This window comes from Feifania hominis (genome assembly GCF_014384765.1).
Classification (GTDB): domain Bacteria; phylum Bacillota; class Clostridia; order Oscillospirales; family Feifaniaceae; genus Feifania; species Feifania hominis.
In genome coordinates this window covers 320,789-339,080 of record NZ_JACRSP010000002.1, presented here as the reverse complement: position 1 = coordinate 339,080, position 18,292 = coordinate 320,789, and the positions used below count along the sequence as shown (strand labels likewise).

Genomic DNA, 18,292 nt, shown 5'->3' with positions numbered 1-18,292 from the left:
GCTTTTTTATCGGGAGGCGCGTCGCGTGGACAGGCTCCACTCGGACATTCAATATCTCAAGGGAATCGGACCTGAGAGGGCCCGTGCTTTTGCGCGCCTCGGCATCCAGAGCGTCTCGCAGCTTCTGTACACGTTCCCGCGGGACTATGAGGATCGCACGCGGGTGGTGCCGCTCGGCGAGACGGTGCTCGGCGACACCTGCTCGGTGAGGCTCACCGTGGTCAGCGAGCCGCGCGCCTACCGCGTGAGAAAGGGCATGGAGCTTCTGAAATTCCGCGCGGCGGACGGGGCGATGAACTGTGAGATCACCTACTTCAACCAGAAGTTTTTAAAGGACAAATTTGTCCCGGGGCAGGAGTATCTCTTCTATGGCAAGATCGAGGGCAATTTCATCACCCGCTCCATGGCAAACCCGGCTTTCGAGCCGGCGGCTGAGGGCGATGCTGGGGGCAGCATTGTACCCATCTACCGGCTGACGGCGGGGCTGAGCCAGACGGTTATGCGAAAGTCGCTGCGCGAGGCGCTCAAGGTCGCAGAGAGCGAGTTTCACGACCCGCTGCCGGAGGATCTGCGCCGGGACTACGACTTGTGCGGCAGTGTCTTCGCGCTCGAAAACATCCACTTTCCGACCGATGAGAAGAGTCTGACGCCTGCGCGGCGGCGTATGGTATTCGAGGAGTTTTTTCTGCTTCAGCTCGGCATGTTCACTCTGAAAAACCGCCGCCGGGGCCAGACGCCGGTTCGTATGAGCCGCAATGTGACGCTCGACGGCTTTCTCTCACGGCTGCCGTTCTCCCTGACCGGCGCGCAGCGGCGCACGCTCACCGAGTGCGTTGACGATCTCGCGGGGGACGAGCCGATGAACCGACTCGTGCAGGGCGACGTCGGCAGCGGCAAGACTGTCGTGGCCGCGGGCGTTGCATACTACGTGGTCAAAAACGGTTACCAGGCCGCGATGATGGTGCCGACGGAGATTCTCGCCACCCAGCACTTCCTCAATCTGGCGCCGCTGCTCGACCGGTGCGGCATCCGCACAGCGGTGCTCACCGGCAGTCAGCCGGCGGCAACAAGGCGCAGCATCCTCGAGCAGCTCGCGTCGGGGGAGATCGACTTTGTCATCGGCACCCATGCGCTGCTCGGCGAGCAGGTGCACTTTTCACGGCTCGGGCTGATCGTGACCGATGAGCAGCACCGCTTTGGTGTGGCGCAGCGCGCCCAGCTCGCGGCAAAGGGGGAGAACCCCCATGTGCTTGTCATGTCGGCGACTCCCATTCCGCGAACGCTCGCGCTGATCATCTACGGGGATCTCGACGTGTCTGTCATCGACGAGCTGCCCCCCGGACGGCAGGAGATTCAGACCGTCGGCATCGACAGCTCAAAGCGGACGCGGGCCTACGGCTACATCCGCCGCGAGCTCGCGGCGGGGCGGCAGGCCTACATCGTCTGCCCGCTCGTTGAGGAGAGTGAGACCGGCGACAGCGACCTGCACGATGTGATGCAGTACAGCCAGACGCTGCAGCGCGAGGTCTTTCCCGACTTCCGCGTCGGGTTTCTGCACGGGCGCATGAAGCAGGCCGACAAGGACGCCATCATGGCGGACTTTGTGTCAAACCGCATTCAGGTGCTGGTGTCGACCACCGTCATCGAGGTCGGCGTGGATGTGAAAAATGCGACGGTCATGATGATTGAAAACGCCGAGCGCTTTGGCCTCTCGGCGCTTCACCAGCTGCGCGGGCGTGTGGGCAGAGGCGAGCACAAGTCGCTGTGTGTTCTCGTGTCGGACAGCCGAAACGAGAAGACGGTCGAGCGGCTGCGCACTCTCTGCCGCACAAACGACGGCTTTCAGATTGCCGAGGCGGATTTGAAGCTGCGCGGGCCGGGCGATTTCTTCGGCGTGCGCCAGCACGGTCTGCCCGCTCTTCGCATTGCCGACATGGCGGGAGATATGCGCATTTTGAAAGAGGCGCAGGAGGCTGCGGCCGATCTGCTGCGGCGCGACCCTGCGCTCGAGGCGCCGGAGCTTTTGCCGCTGCGCGAAAAGCTCGAGGAGCTGTTCGCCCTCGAGGAGGGCAATTTTCTCAACTGACGAACGAGAGGTGCAACATGAAAACCGCACGCTTTGAAATGACGGCCGCCGTTACCCCAAAGGCAGAGCGCTCCGTCACGGGGGGACACCCCTGGATCTACGACACGGAGATCACGTCGCTTTCGGGTTCGCGCGAGCCCGGCGGCCTAGTCGACGTGATCGGGCCGAAAGGCGCCTATCTCGGCACCGGATTTTACAGCCCCCACAGCAAGATTCGCATCCGGCTGGTCTCGCGAAACGCAAACGACCGCTTTGACCGGACGTTTTGGTCGCGGCGGCTGCGCTATGCGCTCGACTACCGGCGCGCCGTCATGGGGGAGGATTTTCGCTGCTGCCGGCTCGTCTTCGGCGAGGCCGACTTTTTGCCGGGGCTCACGGTGGACCGCTTTGGGCCGCTGCTGTCGGCGCAGGTCCTCTCGGTGGGAATGGAGCGCATTAAGGGCATGATTTTTGAAGAGCTCATGGCGCAGCTCGAGCAGAGCGGCGAGCGGATCGACGGAATCTTTGAGCGAAACGACGTCGCCATTCGCGAGCTTGAGGGTCTCCCGCAGGAGAAGGGCTGGCACCTTCTGCCGGGACGTGAACCGCCGGCGAGCGCCGTCACCGAAATAGAGGAAAACGGCGTGCGGTATCTGGTCGACGTGGAGAACGGTCAGAAGACCGGCTTTTTTCTCGATCAGAAGTACAACCGCCTCGCCGTCAAGCAGCTCGCCCGCGGGCGGCGGGTGCTCGACTGCTTCACCCACACGGGCTCCTTTGGGCTCAACGCGGCGCTCGGCGGCGCGCAGCATGTCACAGCGGTGGACGTATCCGAGAGCGCCATTGCGATGGCGCGGGAGAATGCGCGCCGAAACGGCCTCGACGAAAAAATGGATTTCGTTGCGGCCGACGTCTTCGAGCTTCTGCCGAAGCTCGCGCAGGAGCACGCAAAGTACGACTTTGTGATTCTCGACCCACCCGCCTTTACAAAGAGCCGCCGCACGGTTGACGCGGCGCTTCGCGGCTACCGGGAGATCAATCTGCGCGCAATGAAGCTGCTGCCGCGCGGGGGATACCTTGCGACCTGCTCCTGTTCGCACTTCATGGAGGACGGGCTGTTTCGCAGGATGCTCCGGGAGGCGGCGGCCGACGCGGGCGTACAGCTCAGGCAGGTCGAGGCGCGCCAACAGGGGCCGGATCACCCCATCCTGTGGAATGTGCCCGAGACCGACTATCTGAAATTTTACATTTTTCAGGTCGTTTGAACCGATGTGAAAAATCGCCGGACCTGACAAAAATTCCTTTGCATTTTGCCTCTTTACCAGCTGATACTAACAACAGTTCCAGCAAAGGAGGTGAAAGGAATGCAGTACAACAGCAAGATGAAAGATACCCTCAACAAGATGAAGTATGAGGTGGCCAGCGAAGTTGGCGTCACGCTCAAAGAGGGCTACAACGGCGATCTGACCTCGAAGCAGGCCGGCACCATCGGTGGCAACATCACCAAGAAGCTCATCGAGAAAGCGCTCAACCAGGGTTAAGAGATGATACTCGCCGCGCCGGGTTCTCCGGCAGGTGAAAGAATATTTGGCCGGTGGCCGAAAAAGCTCTGAAACGGGAGGATTCAATCCTTTTCGTTTCAGAGCTTTTGTTTTGGCGAAATTTCGTGTAAAATGAGATAAAATCTTTGACGCGGGAGGAAGAGCGATGAAACGGTTACTGGCCCTGGTACTTGTGCTCTGTCTGGCGCTTGTCGCAGCGGCGACGGGGCTTGCAGCGCCCGCGAGCGACGCGGACATAAGGCTCTTTGCAAACGGCAGCGAGCTCCAGCTGACAACGAAGCCGGTGCTGCGCGACGGCGTGAGCTACGTGCCGGTACGAGGGGTGTTTGAGTCACTCGGCGGCGTGGTCGGCTGGGATGCGGCGTGCGGGCGCGTGACCATCGCCACGGCGGACGGCATTCTGTTGAGCATCACAGCGGGCGGCAGCCGCGTCAGCGCCGACTACACCCACAGCAAGACGCTCAGCGCCGCGCAGGCTGCCGAGCGCGCACCGGGGGAGGACACCGTGCTCAGCGCCGATAAAAAAAGTCTGCGCGTGAGCCTTGCTGCCGGCTCCTTTATCGAGGAGGGCAGCACCTATCTGCCCCTGCGGGCGCTGTCGGAGCTCGCCGGCATCGAGGTGGGCTGGAACGGTGAGCAGAAGATTGTCACGCTGGAGCGCCGCTATGACGAACACGAGAAAAGCGAGCTCGTCTCAGAGCTGCGCGCGGCGCAGAACGCCGACTTTGACGAGGCGCTGCTCGCGGCTTACATCGATCGAAAGGCGAGCAGACCCGGCGAGACCTACGCCGATGTCTTCGAGGCGGTAAACGGGCAGCCGCCCGCGGGGGAGCCCGTGGCGGGGGAAATCACGCTCGACGGGAAAACGACGCTCACCCTGCCGGCGACCCGCCTTGTGCGCGGCGAACGCATCTCGTGGTACAGCGCCGGGGTGCAGCGGTGGGGCTACGCCGCTGCGGTCGAGGAAAACGGCTTTCTGCTCGAGGGCAGAGGAATTGATTCGGTTGTCATTGAGAGCGCGCGCGGCACGCTGCGTCTGACCGACGAGGCGCTCTATGAGAGCATGCAGCAGGAGGGAAAGCTTCTCGTCTGCACGTTTGACGCGCCGGGCGACACCTTTTCGGCGGCCCCCTCCGACATGGAGGAGGAGTTCTGGCGCATCTGGGAGAGCGGCGGCTTTTCCAACATCAAGGCGGCCCATTTTGAGGGCCGCAGCCAGAGCCGGGAGGATTACACGGTGCGCTTTGTGCACAGCGGAGAAAACGAGACGCCGAGTGTGTGGACCGTCTCGATGTACCTGCGCTACGATGCGGCGCCCTTTGTGCAGACCGGTCCCCTTGTGATCGGGCGGGCAGACACGGTGCGTGCCGCCTGGACACCGAGCCACCTGATGGCGACTCTCTGCGCCGATGGACCGGTGGACTTCGCAGCGCTGCCCTGTGACACGCTCACGGTATCCGTCCGCTATGAGGACGGCGGCGTGTCGCAGATATGCCTCGAGCTCTCCTTTGATGAGCAGGGCTCGCTTGTGGTGAGAAAACTCTGATTGAACAGGAGAACAACTATGAAACTGATGATCGCGTCCGACCTGCACGGCTCGTACTACTATGCGCAGCGCATGCGCGAGTGCTACTCCCGCGAGGGGGCGCAGCGCCTGCTGCTGCTCGGGGATCTGCTCTACCACGGGCCGCGAAACGATCTGCCGCGCGACTATGCGCCAAAGCAGGTCATTGCCCTTTTAAATGAGATGAAGCACGAACTCTTCTGCGTGCGGGGCAACTGCGACGCCGAGGTCGACCAGATGGTGCTCGAATTTCCGATTCTGGCCGACTATATGCTGCTCTTTCTCGGCGGGCGCACGGTCTTTGTCACCCATGGACATGTTCACAATGAGGATGCTCTGCCGCCGCTGCAGCCAGGCGATGTGCTGCTGCACGGCCACACCCATCTGCCCGAGATGCGGCGCGTCGACGGCGGCGTCTGGTATCTGAATCCCGGCTCGCTTGCCATTCCAAAGGGAGGCAATCCGCCGAGCTACATGACCTGGGAGGATGGCCTCTGGCAGATCAAGGCCCTCGACGGGCAGGTGCTGCGCGAGGGGAATCTTGCCTGAGCGTCAAAAAAGAGGGCTTTCGCCCTCTGAAGCCCCGTCTCAGGGGAGAATGGATGAATGGAGCATTCCGACGTCCCACGAAAAACCAAAGCCCCATCCGCAGCACATACGGATGGGGCTTTAGTTTTTGATTGGACTGTCCGACATTTGCGTCGCTCCTTCTTGGGTACCTTTCTGCGTTTTTCCTCTGCCCAGTTTTTTGTGATTCCGTCTGCCATACAGTAACTTGGAAGCCCTCGGTCGTTCTCGGGATTTTTCCTGAGATATGCCTTGCTTCGGAATGGATGACCATTCAGGGGTATGCGGGAATAACACGCTGGGATTTGGAACTTGCCTTGGGTACTCTATTTAAATTGCCTTAGGCAATCACGAAAGGGGAGATGTTCGATCAACTTGCGTTGTACAATGGAATCACCTCTTTCTTTCTGTCTATATAATACGATAGATCGAAGAAAAATGCAATAGTTTTTGGAGAAAAAAACGAATAAAATAGTGCAAAATTTAGTGTTGTATTAAAATTCATGCAAACTGTCCAAAAAGCATAGACTTGTTTTTGTGAAATTGTTATGATAGACATAGGATAAAGGAGGCGACAGGATGTACGATGTCATCATCATCGGCAGAGGTCCCGCGGGGATCTCGGCCGCGATCTATACTGCGAGGGCCAATCTTAAGACACTCGTTGTCGCCAAGGATTACGGCGCCCTTGCAAAGACGGACAAAATCGAAAACTACTACGGCTTTACCGAGCCGGTCGGCGGCATGGAGCTGCTGCAAAACGGCGAGCGCCAGGCGCAGCGCCTCGGCGCGGAGGTGGTCGAGTGTGAGGTGCTCTCCGTAAAGCGGGAGGAGTACTTCACCGTTTCGACCACGGCCGGGGAGTACGAGAGCCGTGCGCTCATACTTGCCACGGGCACGGCGCGCAAAAAGGCGCAGCACCTCAATCTCACCGAGTTTGAGGGGCGGGGCGTGAGCTTCTGCGCGGTGTGCGACGGTTTTTTCTACCGGGGGAAAAAAGTGGGCGTGCTCGGTGCGGGCGACTACGCGCTCGCCGAAGCGGGCGAGCTGTCAGCCTTTACGCAGGACATTGTTCTGCTCACGGACGGCGCGCCGCTCACCGCCGACTTTTCCAGCTTTCGCGTGGAGCCGCGGCGCATCACGGCCGTGGAGGGAGGCGATCGCCTCGAGGCGGTGCGCTTTGAGGACGGCGGGCGCGAGGAGCTCGCGGGGCTCTTTGTGGCACTCGGCACGGCATCGGCGCTCGACCTTGCGCGCAAGACCGGCATTGCCACCCTTGAAAACCGCATCGCTGTCGATGCACGGATGAAAACCAACATTGACGGTCTCTTCGCCGCGGGCGACGTGACCGGCGGCTTTCTGCAGGTGGCAAAGGCCGTCGGCGACGGCGCAGTCGCAGCCAAGGGCGTCATCGACTATGTCAGGAGGCTCGGATGAAGCGCGGCGAGATCAAACGGATCATTCCAAACAGATGCGCGAGGTGGTCGCTGTGGTGGCTACCGGCGCTGTGTGTGCTGTCAGTGGTCAACACGGTCTACTTCGTGCTCTCGGTGTTCTACGAATTTGCGCCGGGTTACACCATCTGCTTTTCTTTCGGTCTGACACGGCTTCTGGACTTTGTCAATCTGGAGCTCATGTACACCTTTGGCGCAATTGTCTATGAGCTGATTTTCATGGGGGCGCTTGCGTACCTTGCCATCTATCTGGTGGCGTTGATTCTGTGGTATTTTGCCCGCCGCGGAAGTCTTGCGGCACTGATTGTGGCCGTTGTGATTTTGATTGCGGATGGGATTTTTTCGGCCGTCTTTCTCTTTGAGCCGATCTTCTTTTTCTATGTCGACGCGGCGGTGCGTGTTTTGGCCGTGGGCCATCTGACTGCGGGCATCGTCATCCGCCTGCGCCGCCGCCCTGCGCCGCCGGATGAGACACAGCAGGCGGGGGAGAAAGCCGTTTCGTGAGCGAAACGGCTTTTTTCTTGAGATGGCGCTGAGAATCGCTGCGCACATCGCGGCAGTTTCGGGAATGATAAGCAAAGTGAGTGCAAAAGAGGGGAATTGTCCTATTGTGAAAAATTGCACAGACATCGGGGCTGAGGGAAATTGGTATTTATGATATCTTTACAAAAATCGCTTGAGTTTCGCGGCCGGTTACGATATAATTTTTACTGTATTTTTTGGATTGACGCCCTGTTTTTCTGATATTTTGGCTTTGGACGGATGGTGAGAAAATGGCAATGGAACTGATCGAACAGGTAAAGCAGGCCGAGGCGCGTGCCGAGGAGAAGAAGCTTGCGGCCCAGGCCCGCGCAAAGCAGATCACATCCGACGCGGCCGCGGAGGGCCGCGCCCTGCGGGAGAGCATGTCCGCCGAGACCAGGCGCCAGGTGGAGCAGGTGCTCGCTGAGGCTCGGGCCGAGGGAGAGCGCGAGGCGCAAAAGATCGCGCAGAAGACGGATGAGACCTGTGAGCTGATCCGCCGCTCGGCGGAGCCCAAACTTGAGACCGCGGTCGATTTGATCGTGTCGGAGGTTGTGGAGGGATCATGTCAGTAGTAAAGATGAAAACGCTCTCCCTGATCGGTATGCAGGCGGATCGTGCGGAGATTCTGCAGCAGCTCGCGGCGCTCGGCTATGTCGAGATCAGCGACGCCGCAGCGGACGGTGAGGCAGCGGCGCTGCTCACGCGCGACAGCGCAGATGGGGACAGCGCGCAGGCGCAGGATGTCGCCGAGCGGCTCACAAGGGCGCTCGCCGCGGTATTCCCCTATCTGCCGAAGCGCGCGATGTTCGCCCAGAAGCCCATCGTCACCAAGGACGAGCTGCTCAGCGCCTACCGCGACAGGGAACAGGTGCTTCGCATAGCGGACGAGATCAGCGCCCATGTGTCGTCGATTGACGCGCTGCGAAGCGAGGCCACGAGACTTGCGGCACAAAACGAACTTCTCGAGCCGTGGCTGACACTCGATGTGGATCTGCGAATGAGACCGACGCGGCATGTGGAGCTGCTCTGCGGCACCATTCCGGCAAGCTATACAGTGGAGGCGGTGCGCGAGGCGCTCGCGCAGCAGGTGGAAGAGAGCTATCTCAAGGAGGTTTCGACCGACCGCGACCAACACTATCTCTTTTTGGCGGTCTGGGCCTCGCAGGAGGCTGACGCCATGCGCGCGCTGCGCGACTTCGGCTTCGGCCGGGTGTCGTTTAAGGACGTCGAGGGCACCGCGCAGCAGATAAGCGCGTCGAACAGCGGACGAATCGCCGAAATCGACAGCGAGATCGCCGAGCTGCAAAAACAGATCGAGACCTATGCCGACGAGGGCCAGAAGCTCGAGCTGCTGCAGGATGCCACGGGTTACATTCTCCAGACCATCCGCGTGCGGGAAAAGCTGGCGACAACCGACCAGACGTTCTATCTGAAAGGCTATCTTCCGGCGGCCGCGGCCGACCACCTCGAGCAGACGCTCAGCGGCTACGATGTCTGCATCGTCACGCAGGACGCGCAAAACGGCGACGAGGATGTGCCGATTCTGCTCAAGAACTCCGCCGCGGTGGAGCCCTACGAGATGATCACCGAGCTCTACAGTCTGCCCAAGTACCGCGAGCTCGACCCCAATACGGTCATGGCGCCGTTTTTCTGGCTCTTTTTCGGCATGATGCTCTCGGATGCGGGCTACGGCCTGCTGATGGTCATCATCGGCGGGCTTGCGCTCAAAAAGCTCAAGCCGCGCGGCACCATGAAAAAGATCCTGGGGCTTGTGTTCCAGTGCGGCTTTTCAACTATGTTTGTCGGGCTTGTGTACGGCAGCTTCTTCGGCGACGCGATCCCGGTTGTCACCGAGATGTTCACCGGCGTCCGCTACGGGCTCAAGGTCTTCTTTGACCCGCTGACTGACCCGCTGACCATGCTGATTGTCTGCGTGGTGCTCGGCGCGGTTCACATCATGGCCGGTATGGCCGTGCAGGCCTATCAGCTCATCCGCGAGGGCAAGGTGCTCGACGCGATCTTCGACATCGGCTTCTGGTATGTGGTTTTCATCGGCATCGCCGTGATGGTGCTCGTGCCGGGCAATGCGGGGCTCTATGTGATCCTCGCCGGAGTTGTGGGCATTGTGCTCACCGGCGGCCGTGAGAAGAAAAACATCTTTCAAAAGCTCTTCTCGGGCATTTTGAGCCTCTACGATGTCACGGGCTTTTTATCGGATATCCTGTCCTACTCGCGCATTCTCGCGCTGGGGTTGGCGACTTCGGTCATCTCCTCGGTGTTCAACATCATGGGCTCGCTCGGCGGGCCGACCATACCGGGCGCCATTCTGTTTGCAATTGTGTTTGTGGTGGGACATACGTTCAACATCGCCATCAACATCCTCGGCTCCTATGTGCACGCGAGCAGATTGCAGTACGTTGAGTTCTTCAGCAAGTTCTACCGCAGCGGCGGACGCCCCTTTGAACCGTTTCAAGTTAAAACAAAATACAACGATTTCACATTCAAGGAGGAGACAAACCAATGAAACTTTCCGAAATCTTCTTAAACGGCAACTTCCTCGCAATTCTCGGCGCGGCCATCACCATCATTCTCTGCGGCTGGGGTTCGGCCAAGGGCGTCGGCCGCGCAGGCGAGGCGGCTGCCGGTGTGGTCAGCGAAGACCCGTCCAAGTTCAGCCAGTGCCTGCTGCTTCAGGCGCTCCCGGCGACCCAGGGCATCTACGGCACTCTGATCGCCTTTATCATCATGATCAAAATCGGTCTGATCGGCGGCGGCATGGTCACGGTCTCGACTTCGTCGGGCCTTGCGATTCTCGCAGCCTCCATGCCGATGGCGATCGTCGGTTACATCTCGGCCATCTACCAGGCCCGCGTCTCGGCGGCCGGCATCGGCATCGTAGCCAAAAAGCCCAACGAGGTTGCCAAGGGCATGATCTTCGCCGCGATGGTTGAGACCTACGCCGTTCTGGCGCTGCTGATTTCCTTCCTCTGCATCCAGAACATTCCTGTTTAAAGGAAGTGTGACAGTGGCTGGAATCGAGAAGATTCTCGAGAGAATCGAGAGCGAGGCTGTGACTCTGGAGCGTGAGATTCTGGAGCAGGCCGAGCAAAACAGAAAACAGATTTTGGAAGATCTCAAGAGCGAGGCCGAATTTGAGCGGGCCGCGGCGCTCGAGCGGGCGCGTGACGACGCAGATAAGAGCCGCGAGCGCATTGTCGCCGGCGAGAAGATGAATTCGCGCAAGCGCGAGCTCGCCGCAAAGCAGCAGATGATTGATCTCGCCTTTGAAAAGGCGGGTGAGCGGCTTACGGCGCTTGTCGGCGAGCCGTTTGCAAAGACCGTCGCCGCAATGGCGGCGCGCGCGCTCACGACCGGCCGGGAGGAGATCTGTTTTTCCCGCGCCGACTTTGAGAAGCTGCCCGCGGATTTTGCCGGGACGCTCAAGGCCGCCTGTGCCGCTCAGGGCGTTTCGTTTGAGGGGAAGATCCTCTGTGACGAGCAGATCAGAGCCAGCGGCTTTGTGGTGCGCGACGGCGCGATCGAGACCAACTGCACATTCGACGCGCTGCTGCGCCAGCACCGCGAGGCGCTGACCCCTGTGGTCGCGAAGACGCTGTTCTGATACCGGACGGGAGGGGATACTCAGTTGCGTAAGCTAAACGACTCGGCCTACTTATATGCCTCGGGCAAAATCAAGGTGCTTGAGAATGCGCTTCTCACGTCGGAGGATGTGGAGAAGCTCATCGACGCGCGCTCGAATGATGAGATTTTGAAAATTCTCGCCGACCACGGCTACGACAGCCGTGACATTGACCCCGCCGAGGCGCACTTCTATGACGAGCTCATTGAGAACGCGCGAAGTGACGTCTATGAGTTTATTCAGTCCATTGCGCCGTCGGTTGAGAATTTTCACATTTTTCTCTATCCGACCGATTACCACAACCTCAAGGTGGCGGTCAAAAGCGAGATCGGCGGCGCCGAGAAGAGTTTCTACATGAAAGGCGGCAGCGTTCCGGTCAAGGCGCTCGTGCACGCAGTGCGCGAGCGTGATTTCGGCGCGCTCACGCGGCCCATGGCCGAGGGTGTGGAGCAGGCCTTTGAGCAGTTTGAGCGCAGCGGCGACCCGCAGGAGATTGACATCATTCTGGACAATCACTGCTTTCTTGATATGAAGCGCCTTGCCCTGCGCTCGGGCAGCGACTATCTCAAAAGCTATGTCGACACGGTTGTCGATGTGAGCAACATCAAATCCTTTTTCCGCCTCAGGAGAATGAATGCGACGCGGGTTTTCGCCGCGCGCGTCATGCAGGTGGGCGGGCTGATTGCGCCTGAGCGCCTCGCGTCGCTCTACGACGCGGGTGTTGAGGCGTTTGTCCGGGCGCTTGAGGGCGGCGCCTACGGTGAGCTTGTCTCACAGGGGGCAAAGCTGCTCGGTGAGCCGGGCGGTATGGCCGCTCTCGAGCAGTACTGCGACGACTTCCAGATGCGCACCGTGCGCCGCGCGAGGCGCATCCCGTTTGGGGAAGAGGTGCTCGCGGGCTATCTGCTCGCCAAGGAGACGGAGTTTAAGATGATTCGCATCATCATGGCGGGCCGGCGCGCCGGGCTCGGCTACGAGGAGATCAAGGGGAGGCTGAGACTGCTGTATGTATAAGATCTGCGTCATCGGCGACCGTGAGAGCGTTCTCGGCTTCTCGGCGCTGGGGCTCGATATCTGCGAGGTTTCGAGCACACTCGAGACCTCCAGGCGCCTGACCGACCGCAAATGGATGGAACAGTATGCCGTGGTCTACATCACAGAGGACGCGGCGCGCGACAACTTTGATCTGATTGACTACTACAAGGACCGTGAGACGCCGGCAATCATTCTGATTCCGGGGAAGAACGGACCGCTCGGCTACGGCGTGAACAATGTGAAAAAATCGGTGGAACGGGCCGTAGGCGCCGATATCCTATTTAGAGATTAGAAAGACGGTGAATCAATGAGCGAGGGAAAGATCGTAAAAGTTTCGGGACCGCTGGTCGTCGCCGAGGGCATGAGAGACGCCAACATGTTTGACGTTGTGCGTGTCGGCCGCCAGAAGCTGATTGGCGAGGTCATTGAGATGAGAGGCGACAGAGCTTCGGTTCAGGTCTATGAGGAGACCGCGGGCCTCGGCCCGGGCGACGAGGTTGTCTCAACCGGCGCGCCGCTGTCGGTCGAGCTCGGCCCCGGCCTGATCGAGGGCATTTTTGACGGAATTGAGCGCCCGCTTGAGGTCATTCGCAGCATGGTCGGCTCCAACATCACAAGGGGCATCGACGTGACGGCGCTCGACCACGAGAAGAAGTGGGACTTCACACCGACGGTCAAGGTCGGCGATCGGGTGGTGCCGGGCGATGTGATCGGCACCGTGCAGGAGACCATCGTCATTCTGCACAAGATCATGGTCCCCGTCGGCATTGAGGGGGAGATTACCGAGATCAAGTCGGGCAGCTTCACCATCGTTGACACGGTGGCCGTTGTCCGGGATGCGGCGGGGGAGCAGCATGAGGTCTGCATGATGCAGCGCTGCCCCGTGCGCCGCGCGCGGCCGATTAAGCAGAAGCTGTCGGTCGCGGCTCCGATGATCACCGGCCAGCGCATTATCGACACCTTTTTCCCGGTGGCAAAGGGCGGCACAGCCGCCATTCCCGGGCCTTTCGGCAGCGGTAAGACCGTTGTGCAGCACCAGCTGGCGAAGTGGTCGGATGTGGACGTCGTGGTCTACATCGGCTGCGGTGAGCGCGGCAATGAGATGACCGACGTTCTGCGCGAGTTCCCGGAGCTCAAGGACCCGAAGACCGGCGAGAGCCTCATGAAGCGCACGGTGCTCATCGCGAACACCTCCGATATGCCTGTCGCGGCGCGCGAGGCCTCCATCTACACGGGAATCACCATTGCGGAGTACTTCCGCGACATGGGCTACTCGGTCGCCATCATGGCCGACTCGACCTCCCGCTGGGCTGAGGCGCTGCGCGAGATGTCGGGCCGCCTTGAGGAGATGCCCGGCGAAGAGGGCTATCCCGCCTATCTGACCTCGCGCCTTGCGCAGTTCTACGAGCGTGCCGGCCGGGTGCAGTGCCTCGGCTCCGACGAGCGCATTGGCTCGCTGACCGCCATCGGCGCAGTCTCGCCGCCCGGCGGCGACATCTCGGAGCCGGTCTCTCAGGCGACGCTTCGCATCGTCAAGGTCTACTGGGGTCTCGACTCATCGCTCGCCTACCGGCGCCACTTCCCGGCGATCAACTGGCTGACGAGCTACTCGCTGTATGCCGACACACTCGGCTGGTGGATGAACAAGCATGTCGACGAGGATTGGATGAAGCTGCGCGCCGAGGCGATGGCGCTGCTGCAGCAGGAGTCGGAACTCGACGAGATTGTGCGCCTGGTCGGCGTGGACGCGCTCTCCCCCTCGGACCGCCTGGTGCTCGAGGTGGCGCGCAGCATCCGCGAGGACTATCTGCAGCAGAACGCCTTTGATGACAACGACGCGCACGCCTCGCACCAGAAGCAGGTGAAGCTGCTGAAGATGGTGCTCAGCTATTACGCCGAGGGCAAGCGCGCTCTCGCGGCGGGCGCCGACATGGGCAAGCTCTTTGAGCTGCCGGTGCGTGAGATGATCTCCCGCGCCAAGTCGGTCACCGAGGCCGATATGGACGACTACTACAACAAGGTGCAGCAGGAGCTCGAGCAGAGCGTTGCGGACCTTGTCGCAAAGGAGGGGTGAGCATGCCGAGAGAATACCGTACCATTCAGGAAGTCGCGGGCCCGCTGATGCTGGTCCAGAATGTCGAGGGCGTCACCTACAACGAGCTTGGCGAGATTGAGCTTTCAAACGGCGAAGTCCGCCGCTGTAAGGTGCTCGAGGTCAACGGCTCCAACGCCCTTGTACAGCTGTTCGACAGCTCGGCGGGCATCAACCTGTCCTCCTCCAAGGTGCGTTTTCTGGGTCACAGCCTGGAGCTCGCAGTCTCGGGCGACATGCTCGGGCGCGTCTTCGACGGCATGGGAAACCCCATTGACGGAGGCCCCGCCATCATCGCAGAGGATCGCATCGACATCAACGGTCTGCCGATCAACCCGGCGGCGAGAAACTACCCGTCGGAGTTTATTCAGACCGGCGTCTCGGCCATCGACGGGCTCAACACCCTCGTGCGCGGCCAGAAGCTGCCGATTTTCTCGGGTTCCGGCCTGCCCCACGCCGATCTCGCGGCGCAGATTGCGCGCCAAGCGAAAGTGCGCGGCAATGACCAGAATTTCGCGGTCGTCTTCGCGGCCATCGGCATCACCTTTGAAGAGGCCGATTTCTTCATCACCGACTTTATCAAGACCGGTGCGATCGACCGCACGGTGCTCTTTGTCAACCTCGCCTCCGACCCTGCCATTGAGCGCATCAGCACCCCGCGTATGGCGCTGACCGCAGCGGAGTATCTGGCGTTTGAAAAGAACATGCATGTGCTGGTCATTCTCACCGATATCACAAACTACGCTGAGGCGCTGCGCGAGGTATCGGCCGCGCGCAAGGAGGTTCCGGGCCGCCGCGGTTACCCCGGCTATCTCTACACGGACCTTGCGGGTATGTACGAGCGCGCGGGGCGCGTGCTCGGCCGGGAGGGATCGATTACGATGATCCCGATTCTGACCATGCCCGAGGACGACAAGACCCATCCGATCCCCGACCTGACCGGCTACATCACCGAGGGGCAGATCATCCTCTCGCGTGAGCTCTACCGCAAAAACGTCATTCCGCCGATCGACGTGCTGCCGTCTCTGTCGCGTCTCAAGGACAAGGGAATCGGTGAGGGCAAGACCCGCGAGGATCACGCCAACACCATGAACCAGCTCTTTGCCTCATACGCACGCGGCAAGGAGTCGAAAGAGCTCATGACCATTCTCGGCGAGGCGGCGCTGACCGAGATCGACAAAAAGTATGCGGCCTTTGCCGACGCCTTTGAGCGCGAGTATGTCTCACAGGGCTATGAGACCGACCGCAGCATCGAGCAGACGCTCGACCTCGGCTGGAAGCTTCTGGGCATGCTGCCGAAGAGCGAGCTCAAGCGCATCAAGCCCGAGATGATCGAGCAGTACTACCCGGCCGAAGATTGAGGTGGCGTGAATGGCTAGAATGAACGTCAACCCGACCAGAATGGAGCTCACCCGGCTCAAAAAGCGCCTGCAGACCGCCAAACGCGGCCACAAGCTTCTCAAGGACAAGCGCGATGAGCTGATGAAGCAGTTTCTTGAGCTGGTCAGGAGAAACAAAGCGCTGCGCCTTGAGGTCGAACAGCGCATGATGGCGGTGCACGGCAGTTTCACGGTCGCCGCCGCGGTCATGACGCCCGAGGGCATGGAGGAGAGCCTCATGTGCCCCAAGCAGAGCGTCTCCATCGAGGTGGGGCGACGCAACATTATGAGCGTCAATGTGCCCCAGTTCGACTTCAAGATGCAAAGCGACGAATCCGACATCTACCCCTATGGCCTCGCCTTTACCTCGGGGGAACTGGACGCGGCGGTGGAGGGGCTTCAGCAGCTTCTGCCGACGCTTTTGGAGCTTGCGCAGATGGAGAAGGCCTGCCAGCTGCTCGCCGATGAGATTGAGAAGACCCGCCGGCGGGTAAACGCCCTTGAGTATGTCATGATTCCGAATCTGCAGGAGACCATCAAATACATCACCATGAAGCTCGATGAGAACGAGCGCGGCAATCTGACCAGACTGATGAAGGTCAAGGATATGATGCTCGAACAGGCGATTGAACAGCGCCAAAACGGCGAGATGTTCTAAAGTGTGTTGCGATAGGAATGAACAGGGCCGGAGGTTTTCAGCCATATGCTGAAAACTTCCGACCCTGTTTTGTTTTGCTGTGAGCGCTGTTACAGAACGAGCATGAGATTGTTGTAATTTCGTTCCTTTGCTTTTTTCTGAACGGAAAACCAGTCAATGATGGTCAGAATGCCGCACAGGCCCGCCGTCAGCAGCTTCAAGATTCCCATGCCGGTCTCACCGAGCATAAACCGGTCGATGCCGAGCCCGCCGAGAAAGATGGAGACGAGAAGCAGCGTGGTGGGATCTTTGAACTCCACCGCGGAGACCAGAGAGAACTTTGCCTCGTCCGCTTCGAGGAGCTTCTGTTTGAGGAAGACGATTTTTTCTGCCGGAAGATACTTCTGATTTGACATGATGTACATGTCCACTTTGTCCTGCGTCATTTGGTTACCCCCTGTTTTTATCTTTTCACTCAGCCGCGCAGCAGGTGATAGGCGGCGAGTAAAACGGCAAAGAAGATGAAAATACAATCCATTGTTTTTTGGCAGCGGCGAAAGAGAGTGTCGCGATGCGCAAAGAGAAATACAACGACCGGCGCAGGCAAAAAAAGAAGATGGCTTTTGAAAGCGAGCCGCCAATCGCCGCGAAGAAAACTAATCCACGCGCGGGAGAGCCCGCACCCCGGACAGGTGAACCCAAACAGGCGATTGAACGGGCAGCCCCACCAGAACAGAAAGGCAAACAAAAGAAGAAAAACCAAGTGTGTTGCAAGTGTTTTGCGCGTGAAAAGCATGGTCGCCTCTATTCCACCGGAGCTGAAATTTGATAAAAAGTACAATATCAAGATACCATAGTATTTTTATATAGTCAAGTAAAAGAATACAATAGTATTGCTAAATTTCTATATCCGAGGTTACCATGCTGAATCAACGAATCAGGGAACTTCGCCAGCTCCGCAAAATGAGCCAGGTCGAGCTTGCCCGGCGACTCGGTGTGACAAAACAGAGCGTCTCGAACTGGGAAAACGACAACATACAGCCGTCGGTCGAAATGCTGACAAAGATTGCGGCTGTTTTTGCTGTGTCGACGGATTACCTGCTCGGAATGGAGCAGGGCGAGTACATCGACGTGAGCGGCCTGCCGCGGGAGGCGGTCTCACATCTGCGGCTGCTCATCGAGGATCTGCGTACTGCCGGGGAGAGCAGAGATTGACAACACCGGTGGTGTTGTTTATAATGACAGAAAGCTGACACAGGGTTTTGTGAAAGTTACACATAGCCCTTTCAAAGGAGAACCCCTATGGATCTGTCTTTTTTAAGGCGGCAGAGCCTGCTGCCCAGAAATCCCAAAAAGCTGCTGCTGCTCTGCGCCATTGCGGCGGTGCTGCTCATTGTTGCGCTGATTGTCACACTCATTGCAAGACCGGTTGTGGTCTATGAGAATGAGACCGGCGGGCCGGTGCTCGTGTGCATCATGGACGATGGTCAGGCGTCGGAGTACACCATCCCCATTTTAAACAGCATCCAGTCGGAGTTTGAGGGCCGGCTCACCGTGCGGCAGCTCTTCGCGCAGAACAACGAGCACGCATCCGAGATTGCAAAATACAGCATCTACCATTCGGTGGATGTGCTGCCGCTCTTTGTCCTCTACGGGGCAGACGGCGGGGAGCTCTGGTACCAGACCGGCATCGTGGAGGAGTATGTGCTGCGAAACATCCTTGAGATGCGGCTGAAATGACAAAAGAGAAAAGCCCTCGGCTTGACGGCCGT

General features: G+C 59.6%; 20 protein-coding genes. 18 read left to right on the top strand and 2 right to left on the bottom strand.

Features of this window, described 5'->3' with window-relative positions:
* Window positions 1-25: 25 nt before the first annotated feature.
* From recG to H8695_RS05045, 16 genes are all read left to right on the top strand, one after another.
* Entirely contained in the window at window positions 26-2,086 is a 2,061-nt protein-coding gene (recG, locus tag H8695_RS05120) for an ATP-dependent DNA helicase RecG (protein WP_249299827.1), read from the top strand.
* 17 nt (window positions 2,087-2,103) lie between these two features.
* Complete coding sequence (locus tag H8695_RS05115) at window positions 2,104-3,330, top strand: class I SAM-dependent rRNA methyltransferase (RefSeq protein ID WP_249299826.1); 1,227 nt, start codon at window positions 2,104-2,106, stop codon at window positions 3,328-3,330.
* A gap of 99 nt (window positions 3,331-3,429) precedes the next feature.
* Window positions 3,430-3,606 (top strand): alpha/beta-type small acid-soluble spore protein, encoded by a 177-nt coding sequence (locus H8695_RS05110; RefSeq protein WP_249299825.1) that lies wholly within the window; start codon window positions 3,430-3,432, stop codon window positions 3,604-3,606.
* Window positions 3,607-3,772: 166 nt separating this feature from the next.
* Entirely contained in the window at window positions 3,773-5,173 is a 1,401-nt protein-coding gene (locus H8695_RS05105; RefSeq protein WP_249299824.1) for a copper amine oxidase N-terminal domain-containing protein, read from the top strand.
* A gap of 18 nt (window positions 5,174-5,191) precedes the next feature.
* Window positions 5,192-5,740 (top strand): phosphodiesterase, encoded by a 549-nt coding sequence (gene yfcE, locus H8695_RS05100; protein ID WP_249299823.1) that lies wholly within the window; start codon window positions 5,192-5,194, stop codon window positions 5,738-5,740.
* Window positions 5,741-6,337: 597 nt separating this feature from the next.
* Complete coding sequence (locus tag H8695_RS05095) at window positions 6,338-7,195, top strand: NAD(P)/FAD-dependent oxidoreductase (protein ID WP_249299822.1); 858 nt, start codon at window positions 6,338-6,340, stop codon at window positions 7,193-7,195.
* Complete coding sequence (locus tag H8695_RS05090) at window positions 7,192-7,716, top strand: hypothetical protein (protein WP_249299821.1); 525 nt, start codon at window positions 7,192-7,194, stop codon at window positions 7,714-7,716. Before H8695_RS05095 ends, H8695_RS05090 begins: the two co-directional genes overlap by 4 nt.
* Window positions 7,717-7,991: 275 nt before the next feature.
* Complete coding sequence (locus H8695_RS05085; RefSeq protein WP_249299820.1) at window positions 7,992-8,309, top strand: hypothetical protein; 318 nt, start codon at window positions 7,992-7,994, stop codon at window positions 8,307-8,309.
* Entirely contained in the window at window positions 8,300-10,261 is a 1,962-nt protein-coding gene (locus H8695_RS05080; RefSeq protein WP_249299819.1) for a V-type ATP synthase subunit I, read from the top strand. The genes H8695_RS05085 and H8695_RS05080 overlap by 10 nt, the downstream gene beginning before the upstream one ends.
* Entirely contained in the window at window positions 10,258-10,749 is a 492-nt protein-coding gene (locus tag H8695_RS05075) for a V-type ATP synthase subunit K (protein ID WP_249299818.1), read from the top strand. The genes H8695_RS05080 and H8695_RS05075 overlap by 4 nt, the downstream gene beginning before the upstream one ends.
* 13 nt (window positions 10,750-10,762) lie before the next feature.
* Window positions 10,763-11,359, top strand: coding sequence for a V-type ATP synthase subunit E family protein (locus tag H8695_RS05070; protein ID WP_249299817.1), 597 nt, complete (start codon window positions 10,763-10,765; stop codon window positions 11,357-11,359).
* A gap of 24 nt (window positions 11,360-11,383) precedes the next feature.
* Window positions 11,384-12,391, top strand: a complete 1,008-nt coding sequence (locus H8695_RS05065) for a V-type ATPase subunit (RefSeq protein WP_249299816.1) — start codon at window positions 11,384-11,386, stop codon at window positions 12,389-12,391.
* The gene (locus H8695_RS05060) at window positions 12,384-12,704 is read left to right on the top strand and encodes a V-type ATP synthase subunit F (protein ID WP_249299815.1); all 321 of its coding nucleotides are present in this window, start codon (window positions 12,384-12,386) and stop codon (window positions 12,702-12,704) included. The genes H8695_RS05065 and H8695_RS05060 overlap by 8 nt, the downstream gene beginning before the upstream one ends.
* A gap of 15 nt (window positions 12,705-12,719) precedes the next feature.
* On the top strand, window positions 12,720-14,486 hold the full coding sequence (locus H8695_RS05055; RefSeq protein ID WP_249299814.1) for a V-type ATP synthase subunit A: 1,767 nt from the start codon (window positions 12,720-12,722) through the stop codon (window positions 14,484-14,486).
* 2 nt (window positions 14,487-14,488) lie between these two features.
* Window positions 14,489-15,865 (top strand): V-type ATP synthase subunit B, encoded by a 1,377-nt coding sequence (locus tag H8695_RS05050; RefSeq protein WP_249299813.1) that lies wholly within the window; start codon window positions 14,489-14,491, stop codon window positions 15,863-15,865.
* A gap of 10 nt (window positions 15,866-15,875) precedes the next feature.
* A complete protein-coding gene (locus tag H8695_RS05045) occupies window positions 15,876-16,541 on the top strand; it encodes a V-type ATP synthase subunit D (protein ID WP_249299812.1) in 666 nt (221 codons plus the stop codon).
* Window positions 16,542-16,630: 89 nt separating this feature from the next.
* Here the strand turns inward: H8695_RS05045 and H8695_RS05040 are convergent, their stop codons facing one another.
* Complete coding sequence (locus H8695_RS05040) at window positions 16,631-16,966, bottom strand: TM2 domain-containing protein (RefSeq protein WP_249299811.1); 336 nt, start codon at window positions 16,964-16,966, stop codon at window positions 16,631-16,633.
* A gap of 29 nt (window positions 16,967-16,995) precedes the next feature.
* The gene (locus H8695_RS05035; protein ID WP_249299810.1) at window positions 16,996-17,316 is read right to left on the bottom strand and encodes a DUF2752 domain-containing protein; all 321 of its coding nucleotides are present in this window, start codon (window positions 17,314-17,316) and stop codon (window positions 16,996-16,998) included.
* Between the two features lie 125 nt (window positions 17,317-17,441).
* On the opposite strand from H8695_RS05035, the gene H8695_RS05030 reads away from it, so the two are divergent.
* Together H8695_RS05030 and H8695_RS05025 are read left to right on the top strand one after the other, a co-directional pair.
* Entirely contained in the window at window positions 17,442-17,735 is a 294-nt protein-coding gene (locus H8695_RS05030) for a helix-turn-helix transcriptional regulator (protein ID WP_249299809.1), read from the top strand.
* Window positions 17,736-17,822: 87 nt separating this feature from the next.
* Window positions 17,823-18,260, top strand: coding sequence for a hypothetical protein (locus H8695_RS05025; RefSeq protein WP_249299808.1), 438 nt, complete (start codon window positions 17,823-17,825; stop codon window positions 18,258-18,260).
* The last annotated feature ends 32 nt before the right edge of the window (window positions 18,261-18,292 follow it).